Origin of the sequence: Streptomyces sp. NPDC102406, assembly GCF_044765725.1 — a bacterium.
Lineage (GTDB): Bacteria > Actinomycetota > Actinomycetes > Streptomycetales > Streptomycetaceae > Streptomyces.
On sequence record NZ_JBIWKP010000001.1, the window covers coordinates 1224761 to 1243485 of the forward strand.

At 71.1% G+C, this 18725-nt stretch carries 17 protein-coding genes and 1 pseudogene; 15 read left to right on the forward strand and 3 right to left on the reverse strand.

Going from position 1 to position 18725, the window contains the following annotated elements; genetic code table 11:
- Nucleotides 1-10 precede the first annotated feature (10 nt).
- Nucleotides 11-613 (reverse strand): hypothetical protein, encoded by a 603-nt coding sequence (locus tag ACIRF8_RS05625; RefSeq protein ID WP_404211143.1) that lies wholly within the window; start codon nucleotides 611-613, stop codon nucleotides 11-13.
- 431 nt (nucleotides 614-1044) lie between these two features.
- Between ACIRF8_RS05625 and ACIRF8_RS05630 the strand changes: the two genes are divergently transcribed.
- The 15 genes and pseudogenes from ACIRF8_RS05630 to ACIRF8_RS05700 all read left to right on the forward strand — a co-directional run bounded on the left by ACIRF8_RS05630 (nucleotide 1045) and on the right by ACIRF8_RS05700 (nucleotide 15639).
- Complete coding sequence (locus ACIRF8_RS05630; protein ID WP_404211145.1) at nucleotides 1045-1980, forward strand: hypothetical protein; 936 nt, start codon at nucleotides 1045-1047, stop codon at nucleotides 1978-1980.
- A 412-nt stretch (nucleotides 1981-2392) separates the two neighbouring features.
- Nucleotides 2393-3379, forward strand: coding sequence for an ABC transporter ATP-binding protein (locus ACIRF8_RS05635; RefSeq protein ID WP_404211147.1), 987 nt, complete (start codon nucleotides 2393-2395; stop codon nucleotides 3377-3379).
- 211 nt (nucleotides 3380-3590) lie between these two features.
- A complete protein-coding gene (locus ACIRF8_RS05640) occupies nucleotides 3591-4430 on the forward strand; it encodes an MlaE family ABC transporter permease (RefSeq protein WP_404211149.1) in 840 nt (279 codons plus the stop codon).
- A 7-nt stretch (nucleotides 4431-4437) separates the two neighbouring features.
- Nucleotides 4438-5244 (forward strand): MlaE family ABC transporter permease, encoded by an 807-nt coding sequence (locus ACIRF8_RS05645; protein WP_404211151.1) that lies wholly within the window; start codon nucleotides 4438-4440, stop codon nucleotides 5242-5244.
- The gene (locus ACIRF8_RS05650; RefSeq protein ID WP_404211153.1) at nucleotides 5241-6503 is read left to right on the forward strand and encodes an MCE family protein; all 1263 of its coding nucleotides are present in this window, start codon (nucleotides 5241-5243) and stop codon (nucleotides 6501-6503) included. The genes ACIRF8_RS05645 and ACIRF8_RS05650 overlap by 4 nt, the downstream gene beginning before the upstream one ends.
- A gap of 2 nt (nucleotides 6504-6505) precedes the next feature.
- Complete coding sequence (locus ACIRF8_RS05655) at nucleotides 6506-7561, forward strand: MCE family protein (RefSeq protein ID WP_404212295.1); 1056 nt, start codon at nucleotides 6506-6508, stop codon at nucleotides 7559-7561.
- Nucleotides 7561-8625 carry an MCE family protein gene (locus tag ACIRF8_RS05660; RefSeq protein ID WP_404211155.1) on the forward strand — a complete coding sequence of 355 codons (1065 nt, stop codon included), beginning with the start codon at nucleotides 7561-7563 and terminating at the stop codon, nucleotides 8623-8625. Before ACIRF8_RS05655 ends, ACIRF8_RS05660 begins: the two co-directional genes overlap by 1 nt.
- 10 nt (nucleotides 8626-8635) lie before the next feature.
- Nucleotides 8636-9637 (forward strand): MCE family protein, encoded by a 1002-nt coding sequence (locus tag ACIRF8_RS05665; protein WP_404212296.1) that lies wholly within the window; start codon nucleotides 8636-8638, stop codon nucleotides 9635-9637.
- Nucleotides 9634-10785, forward strand: a pseudogene (locus ACIRF8_RS05670) (MCE family protein); the annotation flags it as partial. The gene ACIRF8_RS05665 and the pseudogene ACIRF8_RS05670, both read left to right, overlap by 4 nt.
- A 5-nt stretch (nucleotides 10786-10790) precedes the next feature.
- Nucleotides 10791-12029 carry an MCE family protein gene (locus ACIRF8_RS05675; protein WP_404211156.1) on the forward strand — a complete coding sequence of 413 codons (1239 nt, stop codon included), beginning with the start codon at nucleotides 10791-10793 and terminating at the stop codon, nucleotides 12027-12029.
- Between the two features lie 14 nt (nucleotides 12030-12043).
- Nucleotides 12044-12541 (forward strand): hypothetical protein, encoded by a 498-nt coding sequence (locus ACIRF8_RS05680; protein WP_404212297.1) that lies wholly within the window; start codon nucleotides 12044-12046, stop codon nucleotides 12539-12541.
- The gene (locus ACIRF8_RS05685) at nucleotides 12538-13125 is read left to right on the forward strand and encodes a hypothetical protein (RefSeq protein ID WP_404211158.1); all 588 of its coding nucleotides are present in this window, start codon (nucleotides 12538-12540) and stop codon (nucleotides 13123-13125) included. The genes ACIRF8_RS05680 and ACIRF8_RS05685 overlap by 4 nt, the downstream gene beginning before the upstream one ends.
- 31 nt (nucleotides 13126-13156) lie before the next feature.
- Nucleotides 13157-13684, forward strand: coding sequence for a nuclear transport factor 2 family protein (locus ACIRF8_RS05690; RefSeq protein ID WP_404211160.1), 528 nt, complete (start codon nucleotides 13157-13159; stop codon nucleotides 13682-13684).
- 17 nt (nucleotides 13685-13701) lie between these two features.
- Nucleotides 13702-14385, forward strand: coding sequence for a hypothetical protein (locus tag ACIRF8_RS05695; protein WP_404211162.1), 684 nt, complete (start codon nucleotides 13702-13704; stop codon nucleotides 14383-14385).
- Nucleotides 14386-14418: 33 nt separating this feature from the next.
- Entirely contained in the window at nucleotides 14419-15639 is a 1221-nt protein-coding gene (locus tag ACIRF8_RS05700; RefSeq protein WP_404211164.1) for a lytic transglycosylase domain-containing protein, read from the forward strand.
- On the opposite strand, the gene ACIRF8_RS05705 is transcribed toward ACIRF8_RS05700, so the two are convergent.
- Together ACIRF8_RS05705 and ACIRF8_RS05710 are read right to left on the reverse strand one after the other, a co-directional pair.
- Entirely contained in the window at nucleotides 15613-17253 is a 1641-nt protein-coding gene (locus ACIRF8_RS05705) for a hypothetical protein (RefSeq protein WP_404211166.1), read from the reverse strand. The two genes, ACIRF8_RS05700 and ACIRF8_RS05705, sit on opposite strands and share 27 nt — an antisense overlap.
- A 99-nt stretch (nucleotides 17254-17352) precedes the next feature.
- Entirely contained in the window at nucleotides 17353-18606 is a 1254-nt protein-coding gene (locus ACIRF8_RS05710; RefSeq protein WP_404211168.1) for a cytochrome P450, read from the reverse strand.
- Nucleotides 18607-18725 lie beyond the last annotated feature (119 nt).

Sequence of the window (18725 nt, forward strand, 5' to 3'; positions counted from 1 at the left end):
TGTCACACGGTCACGGGGAGGTGATCGTCTGCTGGCCGGTCAGTACGTAGTTGGCCACGAAGTCGGCGTGCGCGCCCGCGGTGATCAGGCCGAGGCAACTGGCGCCCGACTGCGCGGCGAGGGAGCCGCCACCGGTCACGTGCAGGGTCTTCGTGGTGTTCTCGTACCAGCCGTTGGTGGTGCCCGCGAAGGTCGCGTTGCAGCCGGTGCCGGTGATGGTCGCCTTGATGTTGCTGATGTTGCCGTCGATGTGGTTCGCCGTCGTGCCCGTGGCGTTGATGTAGAAGGGCGTGGAGGTCGACGCGGCGCTGGAGACCGTGAACGGGATGCCGACGACCGTGCAACCGGCGAAGGTCAGGCTGGTGATGGAGCCGAGCTGGGCGCCGGCCAGGCCGGAACCCGACTTCAGCGTGCCCTTCGCCTGCGACGAGGCACAGTTCAGCGTGGTGGTGCCCACCGTCAGCTTGGGATTGGTGGCGTTGGCCGTGAACGCCCCGCCGGGCGTGACCGTGTACGTGGCCAGAGCCGTCGCCGAGGCCGAGGAGATCGAGAGGCCGACGGCCGAGGCGAGCGCGGCGGCGGCGATGGCGGTGTTACGGGCGAATCTGCGCACAGTGGTTCCTCCGCGTGAACGAGGATGAATTGAGGGGAGCGTGACCGCTTCGCGGTGACGCGACCGTGTCGCAACTTCAGCAAGCCACGAGGAATCGGCCCGCGGACCGACCCTCGTCGCCTTCCAGACGGACGTTACGAGCCAGTAACCGGAAGCCGCAATAAGAAAGTCCGAGGTTCCTCGGAAGGATCAGAATGCGCAGTTTTTCTTGTCTCTCCGAGTACAGATCGCGCCACTTTCCTTGTCCGTGAGTGACGACTTTGCGGCGCGCCGCGAGAAATACTCACCCGGTGCGCATCCGGGCGCCGTGAATGCTCACTTCCTGCTAAACGCGCGAGTAGTGGAAGAACTGTCAGCAAGGCCCATTGTGCGGAAGGTTTCCCGTGAGTAACGTCCGGGCTCGCATTCCCCTACGAGAAGGGAGAACCGGCATGGCCACTCTCAGACGTATGTCCGTGCTCGGCGCGACGGCGGCCCTGGCCACCATCGCCTCCATCGGCACGTCCTCCGCGGCCGGCACCCAGCTGAACGGGAACTGGGCCCCGTTCAACCGCTGCCCGGTCGACAACGCCGCCATGCTGGCCGCCGACGGCATCGACGACCAGGCGACATGCATCTCCTCCAGCTCGTCCAGCGGCGTCATCAAGATCGGCACCTCGGTCGTCCCGACGGGGAAGACCGACCTCCAGGCAGGCATCATCACCCACTCCGACGGCACCAACACGGTGGTCGCGCCGTCGGACGGCGCGCTCGTGGCCGACCCCGCCAACCTGCCGGGCGGACTGCTCGGGCTGATGTGCCCGAGCGACATCCCCGTCGTCAGCGCCGTCTGCGGGAAGATCACCGACGCCTCGCTCAACCGGGTCGTCGCCACGGTCGAATCCGTGGGCACACCCTCCGACTTCCAATTGCTCGCCGGTGTCTCGGAGGGGCAGCCGATCATCTCGATCCCGGTCCGCATCCACCTCCAGAACCCGCTCATCGGCGGCAACTGCTACATCGGCACCAAGTCCGCCCCCGTCGTCCTGCGTCCGCAGAACGCCGCGGCACCCGCCATCGGCGCGGACAGCGCCGCCTCCGACGGGACACCCGACCCGGCCGGGCCGTTCGGCCGGCTCGCGCTGACCGGCGCGACCCAGCAGGACCTCACCTTCGCCGCGCCGGGCGCCAGCGGCTGCGGTCCCCTCGGGCTCGGCGCCTTCAACTGGGCCGTCAACCTCAAGTCCGGGCTCCCCGCCGCCTCGGGCAGCAACCGCCTCACCCTCAACAGCACCTCCACCTACCTCGGCACCCTCAACGACCCGGGCGCCGCCGCGCCCGAACAGGGCAAGGTCTTCTCCCGGTACTGGCACTCGGCGGTCAAGTGACACGGCGGCCGTCTTGTCGCCGAGTGATAAACCGGCTCCCCGTCCTGAATCGGGTCCTGGAAATTCGCGAAGCGGTATTGCTAGGCAAGGTTACTCGGCCGTAACGTCGAAAAAAGTTCCACCCCTCCTCGCCGACGCCCCCCGTCGGCCAGGAGTTGCAGGAGACCCGGTCGGAATCCTCCTGACGGCCGGTGTCACCGGGGAGGGGCCCCGACTTTCCGCCGTACCCCCGGTGGGGCGGGGCCCCGCCTCGAAGTGATTTCACTCATCGTCGGACAGGAGAGAACCGGTCTCTTGTCACCGGATGACAAGTTCACAGAAAGTTTCGGGGCGGCCGTTCCGAGATCTTGTCCGGCGCGTACGAAGCGAATTACCGTGCGCTGCCGAGTTCGCTCGCTGAAGGTGAGAAGCGATGGGAATCGAAGTGAAGGTCGAGGGACTCACCAAGTCCTTCAGCCGGCAGAGGATCTGGCAGGACGTCAGCCTCACCCTGCCCGCCGGTGAGGTGAGCGTCATGCTCGGCCCGTCGGGCACCGGCAAGACCGTCTTCCTCAAGTCGTTGATCGGCCTGCTCAAGCCCGAGCGGGGCCGCGTCCTCGTCGACGGTGTCGACATGGCGCGCAGCCCGGAGCGGGACATCATGGAGGCCCGGAAGCTGTTCGGGCTGATGTTCCAGGACGGCGCCCTGTTCGGCTCGATGAACCTCTTCGACAACATCGCCTTCCCGCTGCGCGAGCACACCAGGAAGAAGGAGTCCGAGATCCGCCGCATCGTCATGGAGCGGATCGAGGTCGTCGGCCTGCTCGGTGCCGAGGGGAAGCTGCCCGGGGAGATCAGCGGCGGCATGCGCAAGCGTGCCGGGCTCGCGCGGGCGCTCGTCCTCGACCCGCAGATCATCCTCTGCGACGAGCCCGACTCGGGCCTCGACCCCGTGCGCACGGCCTTCATCTCCCAGTTGCTCATCGACCTGAACACGCAGATCGACGCGACGATGCTCATCGTCACCCACAACCTCGACATCGCGGCGACCGTGCCGGACAACATGGGGATGCTGTTCCGGCGCAACCTGGTGACGTTCGGGCCGCGCGAGGTGCTGCTGACCAGCCGGGAGCCGGTCGTGGCGCAGTTCCTCACCGCCAGCAAGGCGGGGCCCATCGGGATGTCGGAGGAGAAGGACGCGGCGACGCTCGCCGCGGAGGCCTCCGGCGGTCGGGCGGTTGTCGAGCCGCGGGCGCTTGTGCCGCAGCTTCAGCCGTCGCCGGGGCTGGGGGAGCGGGCCGCCGTTGCTCGGCGCCGGGCTCGGGTGCTCGGGATGCTCGACACGTTGCCGGAGTCGGCGCGGGCGGCGATCTTGGCGACGTACGGCTCCGAGGCGATGGCCTCCGGCGGTGTCGCGTGACGGGGGCCCTGCGCTGTCGTGCGCCCCAGGGGCTCCGCCCCGGCCCCCGCTCCTCAATCGCCGGAGGGGCTCCAAATGACGGACCCCGCTTCTCGATCGCTGGAGGGGCTGGGTGTGGCGGAGGTCGCTCCTCAAGCGTCGGAGGGGCTGCAAATGACGGACCCCGCTTCTCGATCGCTGGAGGGGCTGGGGATGGCGCGGTGGTGATCGTATGAGTGTCGACTCTCGGCCGTCCGCGCCGCCCGTCGTCGACGAAGGCGGACGCGCCGCCCCCCGCACCCCCACCCCCCTCCTCGGCCCGCTCCGTCAGACCGGCAAGTTGTTCGCGCTCGCTCTGGAGGTCGCGCGGGACACGTTTCGGCGGCCGTTCCAGTTCCGGGAGTTCATCGAGCAGTTCTGGTTCATCGCGAGCGTCACCATCCTGCCCGCGGCGCTCGTCTCGATCCCGTTCGGCGCGGTCATCGCCCTGCAAGTCGGCTCGCTCACCCAGCAGTTGGGGGCGCAGTCCTTCACCGGTGGCGCCAGCGTGCTCGCCGTCATCCAGCAGGCGAGCCCCCTCATCGTCGCCCTGCTGATCGCGGGCGCGGGCGGCTCCGCCATCTGCGCCGACCTCGGCTCCCGCAAGATCCGCGAGGAGCTGGACGCGATGACCGTCATGGGCGTGTCACCGGTGCAGCGGCTCGTCGTGCCGCGCGTGCTGGCCACCATGACCGTCGCGCTCCTGCTGAACGGCATGGTCTCCGTCGTCGGCACCCTCGGCGGCTACTTCTTCAACGTCGTCCTGCAACACGGCACCCCCGGCGCCTACCTCCAGAGCTTCTCCGCGCTCGCCCAGCTCCCCGACCTCTACATCAGCGAGCTGAAGGCGCTCATCTTCGGGTTCATCGCCGGGATCGTCGCCGCGTACCGGGGACTCAACCCGCGCGGCGGACCCAAGGGCGTCGGGGACGCCGTCAACCAGTCCGTCGTCATCACCTTCATCCTGCTCTTCGTCGTGAACATGGTGATGACCGGCATCTACCTCCAGATCGTTCCGCCGAAGGGAGGCTGAACCCGCCATGACCTCCCCCCTCGTCTGGCTCGACCGCGGTGGCGACCAACTCCTGTTCTACGCGCGGGCGCTGCTGTGGATACCACGCACCCTGGTCCGGTACACGAAAGAGGTGCAGCGGCTGCTCGCCGAGGTGGCCTTCGGCTCCGGCGGGCTCGGCGTCATCGGCGGCACCATCGGCGTGATGATCGCCATGACCGCCGCGACCGGGACCGTGGTGGGCCTCCAGGGGTACGCCGCCCTCGACCAGATCGGCACCGCCGCCTTCACCGGCTTCGTCTCCGCGTACTTCAACACCCGCGAGATCGCCCCGCTCGTCGCGGGCCTCGCGCTCTCCGCCACCGTCGGCGCCGGGTTCACCGCCCAGCTCGGTGCCATGCGGATCAACGAGGAGGTCGACGCCCTGGAGGGAATGGGCGTGCGGTCCATGCCGTACCTCGTCACCACCCGCATCATCGCCGGCGTCGTCGCCATCGTCCCGCTCTACGCGATCGGGCTGCTCTCCTCCTACCTCGCCTCGCGCCTGGTCACCGTCGTCTTCAACGGGCAGTCGCAAGGTACGTACGACCACTACTTCCATCTCTTCCTGTCACCGACCGACGTGCTGCTGTCCGTGCTGAAAGTGCTCATCTTCAGCGTCATGGTGATCGTCGCCCACTGCTACTACGGATACCGGGCCACGGGCGGACCGGCCGGTGTGGGGGTCGCCGTCGGCCGGTCCGTGCGCAACGCCATCGTGCTCATCTCCGTCACCGACTTCTTCCTGTCGCTGGCCCTGTGGGGCGCGACCACGACCGTGAAGGTGGCGGGGTGACGAGGATCAGCACGGAGACCGTCCGCCGCAGGCTCGCCGGGGTCGCGTTCCTCGTCGTGCCCGCCCTGCTCATCTGGCTGGCCGTCGCCGTCTACAACAAGGACTTCGTCGCCTCCGACGACATCGTCGTCGAGACCGGCAGCGTCGGCAACGAGATGCACCTCGGCGCCGAGGTGAAGCTGCGGGGCGTCGTCGTCGGCGAGGTCAGGGAGATCGACGCCACCCCCGCCGGGGCCCGTCTCACCCTCGCCCTCGAACCCGGCGCCCTCGACTCCATCCCCGACGACGTCCGCGCGCAGATGCTGCCGACGACCCTGTTCGGCGAGCGCTACGTCGCCCTCGTCCCACCGGAGGAGCCCAGTACGCGGACGCTGGCGGCCGGGGCCACCATCCCGCAGGACCGGTCCGCCAACGCCATCGAACTCCAACAGGTCCTCGACGACGTACTGCCCATGCTGACCGCCGTGCAGCCGCAGAAGCTCTCCTCGACCCTGTCCGCCGTGTCGCAGGCGCTGGAGGGGCGCGGGGCCAGGATCGGCGACACGCTGACCCAACTCGACGCCCACCTGCGCAAGTTCAACCCGAACCTGCCGACCCTGAACGAGGACCTGAAGCAGCTCGTCAAGGTCTCCCACGTCTACGCCGACGCCGCGCCCGGCATCATCGACGCGCTCACCGACTTCACCACCACCAGCGGCACGCTCGCCGAGAAGGAGAGCGACCTCGCCGGCGCCTACGGCAACACCACCCGGGCCGCCGAGGACCTCGACGCCTTCCTGCGGTCCAACCAGGACAACATCATCCGCCTCTCCGCCACCTCGCGGCCCACCCTCGAACTGCTCGCCGAGTACTCCTCGTCCTTCCCGTGCACCCTGCGCACCCTCGCCGATTTCGTACCGCGCATGGACAAGGTCCTCGGCAAGGGGACGGACAAGCCCGGACTGCACGTCGACGTCACCACCATGCCGTCCAGAGGCAGTTACACCGCAGGGCGCGACACGCCCTCGTACGGTTCCGGGGGCGGGCCGCACTGCTACCCCGTGCCGTACCTCGGCGCCGGGACCGCCCGGGCGCCCGTCTCCGCCACCTCCTCCGCCTCCGCCCAGCAGGACCTCGGGCCCGCCAACTCGCCGCAGGAGAACGACCTGGTGAACGAGCTGATCGCGCCCGGCGCCAAGGCCTCGCCCGACGACCTGCCCGACTGGTCGAGCCTGCTCGCCGGGCCCCTCTACCGGGGGACGGAGGTGAAGCTCAAGTGAGCGTGGAGCGAAAGGAGTTCAAGCACATCAGGCGGAAGTCGCTCGCCGGGCCGCTCGTCAAGTCCCTGATCTTCGTCGTCGTCACCGCGCTGGCCACCACCGTGCTCGGCCTGAGCATCGCCAATACCGGGGTGGGGACCGACGCGACCACGTACAAGGCGCTGTTCACCGATGTCACCGGGCTCGTCGACGGCGACGGCGTACGGATCTCGGGCGTCAAGGTCGGCGAGGTCACCGATGTGCGCGTCGTCGACCGGCGCACCGCCCAGGTCACCTTCACCGTCGGCCACGACCGGCGCCTGCCGCCCACCACCACGGCCGCCGTGAAGTACCTCAACATGGTCGGCCAGCGGTACGTGTCCCTGGAGCGCGGCACCGGCACCGGGACCGGGGAACTCACCCCCGGCGCCACCATCCCGCTCGACCGCACCACGCCCGCCCTCGACCTGACCCTCCTCTTCAACGGGTTCAAGCCGCTGTTCGAGGGCCTGTCCCCGCGCGACGTCAACGATCTCGCCGGGTCCATCGTGAAGGTCCTCCAGGGCGAGGGCGGCACCGTCGACAGCCTCATCGAGCACGTCGGCTCGCTCTCGACGACCGTCGCCGCCAAGGACAAGGTGATCGGCGAGGTCGTCGGCAACCTCACGGACGTCCTGACCACCATCAACGACCGCGAGGACCAGTTCGACGACCTCGTCACCACCCTCCAGGAACTCGTCTCAGGCTTCAACGAGGACCGCGAACCGCTCGGCGACGCCGTCGAGGCGATGGGCGACCTCACGACCGTCACCGCCGGATTCCTCAAGGACACCCGCAAACCCCTCAAGGACGACATCCACCAACTGGGCCGCCTGTCCACCTCCCTCGGCGACGGCATCCCGCAGATCCAGAACTTCCTCGACAAGACCCCCGCCAAGCTGACCGCCCTGTCCCGCCTGTCCTCGTACGGGTCCTGGTTCAACCTGTACCTCTGCGAGGCGAAGGTCGGCGGCGTGAAGATGTCCGACGGCTCGAAGCCGCCCACCGGCATCACCGTCACCGAAACGAGGTGCCAGTGATGCGGACCCCGGCCCTGCGAAGGCCCCGGCTCAAGCCCGTCAAGGAGCGCAACCCCGTCGCCGTCGCCCTCGTCGGCCTGGTGGTGCTCGCGCTCCTCGGGCTCGCCGCGGTCAACGCGGACAGCCTGCCCGTCGTCGGTGGCGGCACCACGTACACCGCCGACTTCACCGAGGCCGCCGGGCTCGGCGACGGCGACGAGGTACGGATCGCCGGTGTGAAGGTCGGCGAGGTCACGGGCGTCGCCCTCGACGGCGACAAGGTGAAGGTCTCCTTCGAGGTCGAGGACGACAGTACGTGGATCGGCGACCGGACGACCGCCGCCATCGCCATCAAGACGCTGCTCGGCGAGAAGTACGTCGCCCTCGACCCGGTCGGCGGCGCCCGGCAGAACCCGGGCACCCGTATCCCGGTGACGCGCACCACCTCGCCCTACGACGTCACCCAGGCCTTCGAGGACCTCAGCGGCACCATCGACGACCTCGACACCAAGCAGCTCGCCGCGAGCTTCGAGACGATCTCCGACACCTTCAAGGACTCACCGCCCGACGTGAGAGCGGCCGTGAAGGGCCTGTCCGCCCTGTCGAGGACCGTGTCGTCCCGCGACACCGAACTCGCGCAGCTCCTCGCGGGCAGCAAGAAGCTGACGAAGACGCTCCAGACGAAGAAGTCGAGCTTCGAGACGCTCATCGAGGACGGCGGCTCCCTGCTCGGCGAACTGAAGAAGCGGCGCACCGCCATCAAGGCGCTGCTCAGCGGCAGCGAGGCGCTCGGCCGGGAACTCGGCGGGCTCGTCGACGACAACGAGAAGCAGCTCGAACCGACCCTCAAGGCCCTCGGCCGGGTCACCGACGTCCTGGAGAAGAACCAGGGCAAGCTCGACAAGACCCTCGCGCTCGTCGGCCCCTACTACCGGCTCATCGGCAACACCCTCGGCAACGGCCGCTGGTTCGACAGCTACCTGTGCGGCGTCGTGCCCCGCACCTACCTGCCCGCGTCCTCCCTGCCCAAGACCTCCTGCATGCCGCCGAAGAACGGGACGTACGACGTGAAGGCCGGTGACTGACATGGCGACGATGACCGCGCGCCGCAAGCTCCTCGTGGGCGCCACCGCGCTCGCCCTGCTGATCGCCGCCGGGGTCGTCGGCGCCCGCGCCACCGACTCCGGCGGCACCCGCGTCACCGCCTACTTCGACCGGGCCGTCGGCATCTACGCCGGGTCCGACCTGCGCGTCCTCGGCGTGCGGGTGGGCCGGGTCGACTCCGTGCGGCCCGAGGGTACGCGGGTGCGGGTGACCCTCGACATCGACGACGGGGTGAAGGTGCCGGCCGGGGCGCGGGCGGTCGCCGTCGCCCCGAGTGTCGTCGCCGACCGCTACGTCCAGCTCACCCCCGCCTACACGGCGGGCCCCGCCCTGCGCGACGGGGCGACACTGCCCGCGTCCCGCAACCGCACCCCCGTCGAGATCGACCAGCTCTACGACAGCGTCACCGAGCTGAGCAAGGCGCTCGGGCCCGGCGGCGCCAATGCCGAGGGCGCCCTGTCCGGGCTGCTCGACACCGGCGCGAAGAACCTCAAGGGCAACGGGACGGCGATGGGCGACAGCATCGAGCAGTTCGGCAAGGCCGCGAGGACCCTCAACGGCAGCAGCGACGACCTGTTCACCACCCTCAGCAGGCTCCAGTCCTTCACCACGATGCTGAAGGAGAAGGACAGCGGGGTGCGCACCGCGCAGGAGAACCTCGACGACGTCACGAGCTACTTCGCCGACAACAAGGACGACCTCGCCGGAGCCCTCAAGGAACTCGGCGCCGCCCTCGGCCAGGTCAAGACGTTCATCGAGGACAACCGGGGCGAGCTGAAGAAGAACGTCGCACGGCTGGTGCCCCTCACCCAGACCCTCGTCGACCAACGGGCCTCGCTGGCCGAGGCCCTGGACGTCGCGCCGCTCGCCGCGGGCAACGTCGTGGGCGCGTACGACCCGAAGACCCGCTCCTTGCAGGGCCGGGCCGACCTCAACGAGCTGAGCATGGGCGGCCCGCTCCTGCCCCTGCCCGCGGTCGGCGGTGACCGGTGACACGCGTCGGAGTCCGCGCGGGCGCGGCGGCCGCGGGCGCGCTCGCCATCACGACGGCCTTCCTGCTGACCCTCGGCGTCATCACCGTGCCGACCCCGTCGTTCGGCGGCGTCGAGGACCTGCCGCTGCCCGGCGGCGCCGACCTCGGCTCGCACCCGTACACGATCACCGCCGACATGAAGGACGTCCTGAGCCTCGTCCCGCAGTCCGCGGTCAAGGTCAACGACGTCGCCGTGGGCCGCGTCACCGACATCTCCCTGCCCGGCAAGGGCAGTTGGAACGCGCGCGTGACCATGCGGCTCAACGGCGACGTGCACCTGCCGGCCGCCACCGGCGCCCGGCTCGAACAGTCCAGCCTGCTCGGCGAGAAGTACGTCCAGCTCGTCCCGCCGAAGGACGGCACCGGGTCACTGGGCGACGGAGGCCGCATCCCGCTGACCCGCACCGGCCGCAACTCCGAGGTCGAAGAGGTCTTCGGCGCCCTGTCGCTGCTGCTCAACGGCGGCGGCGTCAACCAGCTCAAGACCATCACCACCGAACTCAACTCCGCACTCGGCGGACGCGAGAGCGAGGTCCGCTCCACCCTGCGCCGCGTCGACACCCTCGTCACCGACCTCGACGACCACCGCGGGGACATCACCGCCGCACTCGACGGCGTCAACCGCCTCTCCGCCACCCTCGCGCACCGCAAGGAGGACGTCGGGACCGTGCTGACCGACCTCTCGCCCGGCCTCAAGACCCTGAAGGACCAACGCGGTTCGCTGATGACGATGCTGCGCTCCCTCGACCGGCTCAAGGACGTCGCCGTCGACACCATCGACACCGGCAAGGCCGACATGGTCGCCGACCTCAAGGCGATCGCGCCCACGGTCAAAGCCCTCGCCGACTCCGGCAAGGACCTCCCCGACTCGCTCCAGGTGCTGCTCACCTACCCGTTCACCGACGAGGTGCTGCGCGGCATCAAGGGCGACTACCTCAACGCGTACCTCGACCTCACGGCCGCGCCCGGTACGACCCTGATCCCACCGCTGACCGAGGCCTCACCCTCCCCGTCACCGACCCCCTCCGCGACCGCGCAGGACGGAACCGCGAAGAAGAAGGGCAGCGCGCGCAAGCCGTCACTGCTGCCCCTGCCGTCGAGCGGAGGTACCCGGTGATCACCCTCGCCGTCCGGCTCAAGAACCTCGCCTTCCTCGTCATCGCCGTCCTCGTCCTCGCCTTCCTCGGCATCCGCTACGCCGACCTCGGCCGGTACGTGGGAGCCGCCGACTATTACACGGTCAAGGTCCAACTCCCGCGCACAGGAGGGCTGTTCACCCACTCGGACGTCACCTACCGGGGCGTCTCGGTCGGACGCGTCGGCGACATCGGACTCACCCCGGAGGGGGTCGAGGCCTCCTTGCGCATCAAAAAGTCCGCGCCCCGCATCCCCGACGACGCCAAGGCCGTCGTGGCGAGCCTGTCGGCGGTCGGCGAGCAGTACATCGACCTGCGCCCCGACCGCACGGGCGGCCCCTACCTCGCCGACGGGGCCCGCATCGACCCGACCGCCACGAGCGTCCCGCGGCCGGTCACCGACGTCCTCGCGAGCGTCGACGACCTGACGACGTCGGTGCCGCTCGACTCGCTGCGCACGGTGGTCGACGAGTTCGGCAAGGCCTTCGAGGGGCGCGGCCAGGACCTCCAGATCCTCATGGACAACGGCTCCGAGTTCGTCCAGGCCGCCGACCGGGCCCTGCCCCGCACCACGAAACTCATCACCGACGGCGAGATCGTGCTGCGCACCCAGGCCGAGGAGGGCCAGGCGATCAAGGACTTCGCGTCCGGGGCGAAGGACCTCGCGGCGACCCTGAAGGACTCCGACACGGACCTGCGCCGCCTCGTCATGACGGCGCCGGAGGCCGCCACCCAGCTCAGCGGCGTCCTGCGGGACATGAACCCGGAGCTCGGCGTCGTCCTCGCCAACCTCCTCACCACCTCCGAGGTCGCCGTCACCCGCCAGCGCGGCACCGAGGAACTTCTCGTGAAACTCCCGCAGGCCGTCGCCGCGGGGGCCACGGCCGTCGACGGAAAGAAGGTCAACCTCGGCATGGCGGTCACCTTCTTCAAGCCCCTGCCCTGCACGGCCGGATACTCCGGTACGCAGTACCGCCTCGGTACGGACCTCAGCCCGGCGCCCGCCCTCAACACCGGCGCGCACTGCACGGCACCGGCGTCGAGCGGCATCGGTGTACGCGGCTCGGCGCACGCGCCGCGGGGCGGCCCGGTCCCGGAACCGGCCCGGCCCGGGGCGCTGTCGCTGCCCTCGGTCCCGGAGTCGGGGGCGGCGTCCTCGGCATCCGGCATGTCGGACCTCCTCGGCGTCGACTCCCGTACGGGGGACGGTTCATGAGGCGCCGGACCGCCCTGCGCCGGGCCCTCGCGGGGGCGGGGCTCACCGCGGCGCTCGCCCTGTGCGGGACGGGGGCCTGGTCGTACGCGCAGGCGCGGGGCGACGACGACCTCGCGTACGGGCGGGCGCGGGACGCGGCGCTCACCGAAGGACGCGCGGCCGTCGCGACACTGACCTCCCTGGACGCGTCGACGGCGGCGCGCGCCCGGGCCGGGGTGAGCACGTGGAAGACCGTCACCTCGGGCCCGCTCCGCACCCGGCTCGGGGGGCTCACCCCGGCCGCGGGGGCGTCCGCGCGCGGCGTCGTCACGGACGCGGCGGTCACCGCGCTCGACGACCGGTCCGGTACGGCCAAGCTCATCGCCACGGTCCGCGTGGAGACGACCCCGAAGGGCGTGGGATCGCCGTCGACGGACCGCAAACGCCTGGAAGCGGCCCTGGTCCGGGCCGCCGACGGCACGTGGAAGGTGAAGGCGCTCAACGCGGTACCGGTGTCGGAGGTGACCGGATGACCCAGGTGACGGAAGAGGTGCCGCGGGCCGCGGAGACGGAGAGCGCCGAGGAGCCTGGTGCCGCACCGGCGCGCTTCCGGTGGGCGCGGCGCGGCGGGACCTGGCTCGCGGCGGGCGCCGTCCTCCTGGGCGTCACCGGCGGCGTGTTCCTCCACGAGGCCCACGAGCTGCGCCACGCACCCGCCGCCGCGAACCACGCGCTGACGGACGCCGAGGCGACCACCCGGCTCAACGGGGACGTGAGCAGCGCCCTCGCCAAGGTGTTCTCGTACACGCCGGACGGCACCGACGCCACCGAGCGGTCGGCCCGCACCGTCCTGTCGGGGCAGGCCGCACGGCAGTACACCCGGCTCTTCGCCCAGGTAAGGAAGAACGTCCGCAGCCAGCACGTCACCCTCACCACCCAGGCCGTACGCGTCGGCACCGTCAGCCTGCGCGGCGACACGGCGCATCTGCTCGTCTTCCTCGACCAGACCGCGCGACGGCCCGGCGCGAAGAAGCCCACGACCTCCGCCGCCCAGCTCTCCGTCACCGCCCGGTTGCACGACGACGTCTGGCGGATCGTCGACATCAAGGCCCGATGACCGCCGCATCACCTCACTGAAAGGGGCGCGCATGTCCCGGCTCACGCAGCCGCTGCTCCTCGCCGCGCTGGCGCTCACCCTCCTCGCGGGCGGTATCGCCGTGTGGGCCGGCTGGTCCTGGTACGGGGCCGCCCACGACTCCACCGCCGCGTACGCCGCCACCCGCGACGACGCCCTGGAGGCGGGGGAGCAGGCCGTGCAGAACCTCAACACCCTCGACCACCGGAGGCTGGAGCCGGGTCTCGATCTCTGGGAGACCTCCACCACCGGTGACCTGCACAGCCAACTCGTCAAGGGACGCGCGGAGTTCACCAAGCAGGTGCGGGGCGCCAAGACCGTCAGCACCGCCAAGGTCCTGTCCGGCGCGGTGACCGAGCTGGACGAGCGCGCGGGCCGCGCCCGCGTCATGGTCGCCCTGCGCGTCACCGTACGGGCCTCCGGTCAGAAGGCCACCGACAAGGACAGCCGCATGCTCGGCGAGCTCACCCGCACCGACGGCCGCTGGAAACTCAGTGCCCTCGGTCAGGCGCCGGTCGGCTCCACCGCGACCACCGACTGACCGGAAAGGACCGAGGCATGTCGACGACGACCCGCCACCACCTCAACCGGCAACGCCGCCTGGCCCAGGCGCAAAGACCGGCACCCGCACCCGCACCCGTATCCACACCCGCAGCCGCCTCCAGGCCCGCCCCGGCCCCCGCACGCGTCACCGAGCCCGCCGTGCCCCGCCCGCGGCGCGAGGGCCGCGCCCTCCTCGCCGTCCTCTGCCTCCTCACCCTTCTCCTGGGCGCCTTCGCCGGCTGGGCGTACGCCGAGACGCGCGGCCTGAAGGACGACGCGGCCACGAGCAACACCGCCCTCACCGACGCCGCCCGCACCAGCGAGGTCAAGGGGCAGGCGGGCCGCGCCGTGAACGCGCTGTTCTCCTACGACCACGCCGACCCCGGGGCGGCGCGGAAGGCCGCCGCCACCTACCTCACCGGCAAGGCCGTCGCCCAGCACCGGACCCTGCTGGCGCCGGTGCTCGCCCAGGCGGAGAAGGAGAAGACCGTGGTGACCACCACGGTCACCGACAGCGCCGTCGAGCGGATCGACGGCGACCGCGCCCGTGTCCTCGTCTTCGCCGACCAGAGCAGCACCAGCACCGCGGCCAAGGCGAAGGACGCCGCGAACTACGCGGGCGCGATGCTCGCCGTCGACCTCGTCCACCGCGACGGCCGCTGGCTGATCTCGGCCATCGACACCTTCGGCGGCGGCTGAGCCGTACCGGACCGAACGGACAGAAAGGGCCCCATGCGAACCCCGCGTACCCGACTGCGCCGCCGTCTGCGCGGCACCGCCGTGGCCGTCGCCGCGACCGCGCTGCTGACCGCGTCCCAAGCGCCCGGAGTCGTCCAGGAGTTGACCGACAAGGCGGTCCCGGCCGGTGATCCCGTCGCCGCCACCACCCGGCCGCTGCCCCGCGTCCACTCCCAGGGCGACGACTCGTACCACACGGAACTGCCGCCCCTGGAGAGCCCGCAGATCCCGAACATGACGTACCCGGCGCAGCAGCTCGGCGCCCAGTCCGGCATCCCGGCGACCGTCCTCGCCGCCTACCGCCGCGCCGAGTCCACCATGGCCCGCACCGACCCCGGCTGCCGTCTGCCGTGGCACCTGCTCGCCGCGATCGGCAAGGTCGAGTCGGGGCAGGCCCGCGGCGGCGACGTCGACGCGCACGGCACGACCCGCCACCGCATCACCGGGCCCGCCCTGAACGGCGACGGCTTCGCCCTGATCCGGGACACCGAGGGCGGCGCCTGGGACGGCGACCCCGTCTACGACCGGGCCGTCGGACCGATGCAGTTCCTGCCGGGGACCTGGCGCCGCTGGGGCGCCGACGGCAACGGCGACGGCCGCTCCGACCCCGGCAACATCTTCGACGCCGCCCTCGCCGCCGGGCGCTACCTGTGCGCGGGCGACCGCGACCTGGGCACCACGAGCGGCATGGAGCGGGCGATCCTCAGCTACAACTACTCCCAGGACTACCTCCGGCTCGTCCTGTACTGGCTGGTGTTCTACCGGGAGGGCGTGCACACCGTGCCGGACGGCCGAGGCGTGGTCCCGGACAGTCCGGGGGCGGGCTCCAGGACCCCGGCCACGCGGCCCGTGGGCCACGAGGAAGCCGGCGGCGGTGGCGGCGGCATCGTCATCGGGCCCGCCCCCGGGCCCAGCCCGACGAAGAGCGGCCCCCGCCCCGGTACGCCTCCTAGGCCTACCGCCGCGCCGAGCCCGACCCCCGGCCCCTCCGACTCCGGGTCGCCGACGCCCTCGCCCACCGACCCGCCGACGACACCGCCGCCCACCGACCCGCCGACGACGCAGACGCCGCCCGGCGGGGAGCCGACGGACCCGGGCACCCCGTCCGGCTGCCCGTCCGACTCCGCGTCGCCGACGGCCTCGCCCACCCCGTCCACCACCCCGGACCCGGCCCCTTCGCAGACATCGTCACCGTGCGGGGCACCCGGCGCCTGAGGCACCCGGTGACGCCGGGGGCTCCCAGCCGGAGCCGATCCGGTAGGTGCCGGGCGCGGGCGCCGTCAGCTCCGTGAACTCGCCCTGTCTGCGTACCGTCAGGCAGCCGCCCTCGGACTTGAGCCAGGGCGAGTACGCGACCCGCAGCGTGGCCGATCCCGCGCGCCGGAAGCGGACCGTGACCCGCGCCCCGTCCGAGCTGACGACCGAGGCGGGCGCGGACACCAGCGGCACCGCGTCCCGCACCCGGAACACCTGCCAGTTGCGGTCGCGCCACACCCGCTCCAGATAGGCGGGCCCCGACCGCACGAGCGCGGCCTCCTGTTCGGCGAACCCGTCCGGCTTGCCCTCCGGGAGGACGACGAAGCCGACCGCCCACCGGTCCAGCCACGCCCGGTACGTCCTCGCCGAGAAGGTGCCGTCGTAGAACAGCCGCCCGCGCTCGATGTCGAGCTGCCGGTTCCAGCCGCGCGCCATGTTCACGTACGGGGCGAGCCGGGTCGCCTCCCGGTGGTTGCGCGCCGGGATCACCTCGACGCGGGTACGGTCCGCGCCCAGCCGCTCCAGCTCGCGTACGACACCGTGGGTCTTTGCCGCCCAGGTCGGTATGTGTGTCGACACCACCAGGTCGTCGGCCGTCTTCTGCACCACCCACGCGGACGACACGACCAGCGCGGTCACGAGGGCGGCCACCTTCCGCCGGGTGAGCCCCGGCGCGCGGACCGCCGCCAACAGGGCGGCGGGCGCGACGAGTTCGGCCAGGCGCTCCACGTTGGTGCCGATGGGGGAGGGGACGAGGTACGTGAGGACGGTGCCGGCCCCGTAGACCACCGCCGCCCAGCGGGCCACCCGCCAGCGCCGCGGGCCCGCCACCACCAGCGTCAGCGCGAACAGGACCGGCAGCCAGACCCGGTTCAGCGGCATCAACTGCTCGCCCTTGAACGGGAAGAGCAGCGTCGTCGTGCCCACCACGAGTGCGGGCGGCACGAGCAGCACCGCCGCCCGCCACCGGTCACGGGCGCACAGATACCCGGCCCCGAGGACGGCGAGGAAGAGCCCGGCCACCGGCGAGGCCATCGTGGCGAGCGCCCCGCACACCGCCGCGCCGGTCCGCGCGACGACCGGTCCGCGCGCGCCGCGCAGCACCACGCAGGCGCCGAGCCCGAACGCGACACCGAGCGCGAACGTCGTACGGCCCGACGCCACGTTGCACCACAGCGCCAGGGAGAGCAGGACGGCCGGGGCCAGCGGACGGCTGATCCCCGTCCGCACGACGAGGACGGCCCCGAGCCAGGCCGCCACGAGGCCCGATGCCACCGTCACCGGCCGCACGCCGAGCTCCGCCATCAGGTACGGCGAGATCAGCGAGTAGTTGGCGGTGTGCATGCCGCCGTACCAGAACAGGTTGTACGCCGACGCGCCGTGATCGGCGGCGAACCTGGCCCAGGCCTGCTGGGCCGCGAGATCCCCGCCCCCGGTCGCAAGGAACAGCGCCCACACGACGTAGAGGGGCAGGGTGGGCGCGGTGGCGAGCAGGGCCACGCGGTGGTGCTCGGCCAGGACGGGGCGTCGGCGTGCTGGGCTGCGTCCCAGGGGCAGGTCGACGGTGACCACGGGTACCGGTCCGTTCCGTTGCGAGTCGTGGGCGTGGGCATGTTCCACGGACGAAGACGCAGGACGCAACGGAAATGTTCACTCAGGGACCGGAACCGGTCACTGGTGGGCGCCCGTGGTCACCTGGAGCTCCTTCACCCCGTTGAGCCAGGCCGCGCGCAGCCTGCGCGGTTCGCCCGCGAGGCGCAGGCCGGGCATGGCGTCGGCGATCGCCTGGAAGATGAGGTCGATCTCCAGGACGGCGAGGGACTTGCCGAGGCAGAAGTGCGGTCCGCCGCCGCCGAATCCGAGGTGCGGGTTGGGGTCGCGGGTGATGTCGAAGGTGTCGGGGTCCTCGAAGGCCTCGGGGTCGTGGTTGGCGGAGGAGTAGAAGAGGCCGACGCGGTCGCCCGCGGCGATCTTCCGGCCGCCCAGCTCGGTGTCCTGGACGGCGGTGCGCTGGAAGGAGACGACGGGTGTCGCCCAGCGCACGATCTCCTCCGCGGTGGTGCCGGGGCGGTCGCGCTTGTACAGCTCCCACTGGTCGGGGTGGGTCAGGAAGGCGTGCATGCCGTGGGTGATCGCGTTGCGGGTCGTCTCGTTCCCGGCGACGGCGAGCAGGATCACGAAGAAGCCGAACTCGTCCGAGGAGAGGTTGCCCTCGTCCTCCGCGGCCACCAACTGGCTGACGATGTCCCTGGCCGGGCACTGCTTGCGCTCGGCGGCGAGGTTCATGGCGTACCCGACGATCTCCATGGCCGCCTCGGCGCCGATCTCCTCGGTGATCGCGTACTCGGGATCGTCGTAGGCCACCATCTTGTTGGACCAGTCGAAGACCCGGGAGCGGTCGTCCTGCGCGATGCCGATGAGTTCGGCGATGGCCTGGAGGGGCAGTTCGACGGCCACCTCGCTGACGAAGTCGAACGAGCCGTCGGCGTCGGCCCGGCTCCGGGCGGTGGCGACGATGTCACGGGCGCGCGAGCGCAGGGCGTCCTCCAGGGAGCGGATGGCGCGCGGCGTGAAGCCGCGCTGCACGATCTGGCGTACGCGCGTGTGTTCGGGCGGGTCCATGTTCAGCATGATCATCTTCTGGGCCTCGATCTGGTCGCGCTCGATCGAGGAGTTGAAGCGGATCACGGCGGTGTTGAGGTTCGAGGAGTACAGCTCCGGGTGGGTGGAGACGTACCTGACGTCGGCGTGCCGGGTCACCGCCCAGTAGCCCGCGTCGTCGAAGCCGGAGATGCCGGGTTCCTGGGCGATCCAGCGGACCGGTTCGGCCTGCCGGAGCGAGGCGAACTCCGGGTGGGGCACACGGCTTTGCAGCAGATCGGGGTCGGTGAAGTCGAACCCGTCGGGCAGCGCGGGGCACGGCATGGGTCACTCCCGAGTGTTCTGACAGTCCGTCAGTTGTGGCTCGAAAGGTAGTAACGCGTTCTAGAAGTGGCAAGGGTCGCGGGCGTGTCCGTTCCGCGCGCGGTGCTTGCACGCCCCTT

What these genes read in the sequence shown, in the direction of transcription:
- ACIRF8_RS05630 (WP_404211145.1), top strand. Translation starts at nt 1,045, where the DNA reads ATGGCCACTCTCAGACGTATGTCCGTGCTCGGCGCGACGGCGGCCCTG.
- ACIRF8_RS05635 (WP_404211147.1), top strand. Translation starts at nt 2,393, where the DNA reads ATGGGAATCGAAGTGAAGGTCGAGGGACTCACCAAGTCCTTCAGCCGG.
- ACIRF8_RS05640 (WP_404211149.1), top strand. Translation starts at nt 3,591, where the DNA reads ATGAGTGTCGACTCTCGGCCGTCCGCGCCGCCCGTCGTCGACGAAGGC.
- ACIRF8_RS05645 (WP_404211151.1), top strand. Translation starts at nt 4,438, where the DNA reads ATGACCTCCCCCCTCGTCTGGCTCGACCGCGGTGGCGACCAACTCCTG.
- ACIRF8_RS05660 (WP_404211155.1), top strand. Translation starts at nt 7,561, where the DNA reads ATGCGGACCCCGGCCCTGCGAAGGCCCCGGCTCAAGCCCGTCAAGGAG.
- ACIRF8_RS05665 (WP_404212296.1), top strand. Translation starts at nt 8,636, where the DNA reads ATGACCGCGCGCCGCAAGCTCCTCGTGGGCGCCACCGCGCTCGCCCTG.
- ACIRF8_RS05685 (WP_404211158.1), top strand. Translation starts at nt 12,538, where the DNA reads ATGACCCAGGTGACGGAAGAGGTGCCGCGGGCCGCGGAGACGGAGAGC.
- ACIRF8_RS05690 (WP_404211160.1), top strand. Translation starts at nt 13,157, where the DNA reads ATGTCCCGGCTCACGCAGCCGCTGCTCCTCGCCGCGCTGGCGCTCACC.
- ACIRF8_RS05695 (WP_404211162.1), top strand. Translation starts at nt 13,702, where the DNA reads ATGTCGACGACGACCCGCCACCACCTCAACCGGCAACGCCGCCTGGCC.
- ACIRF8_RS05700 (WP_404211164.1), top strand. Translation starts at nt 14,419, where the DNA reads ATGCGAACCCCGCGTACCCGACTGCGCCGCCGTCTGCGCGGCACCGCC.
- ACIRF8_RS05710 (WP_404211168.1), bottom strand. Translation starts at nt 18,606, where the DNA reads ATGCCGTGCCCCGCGCTGCCCGACGGGTTCGACTTCACCGACCCCGAT.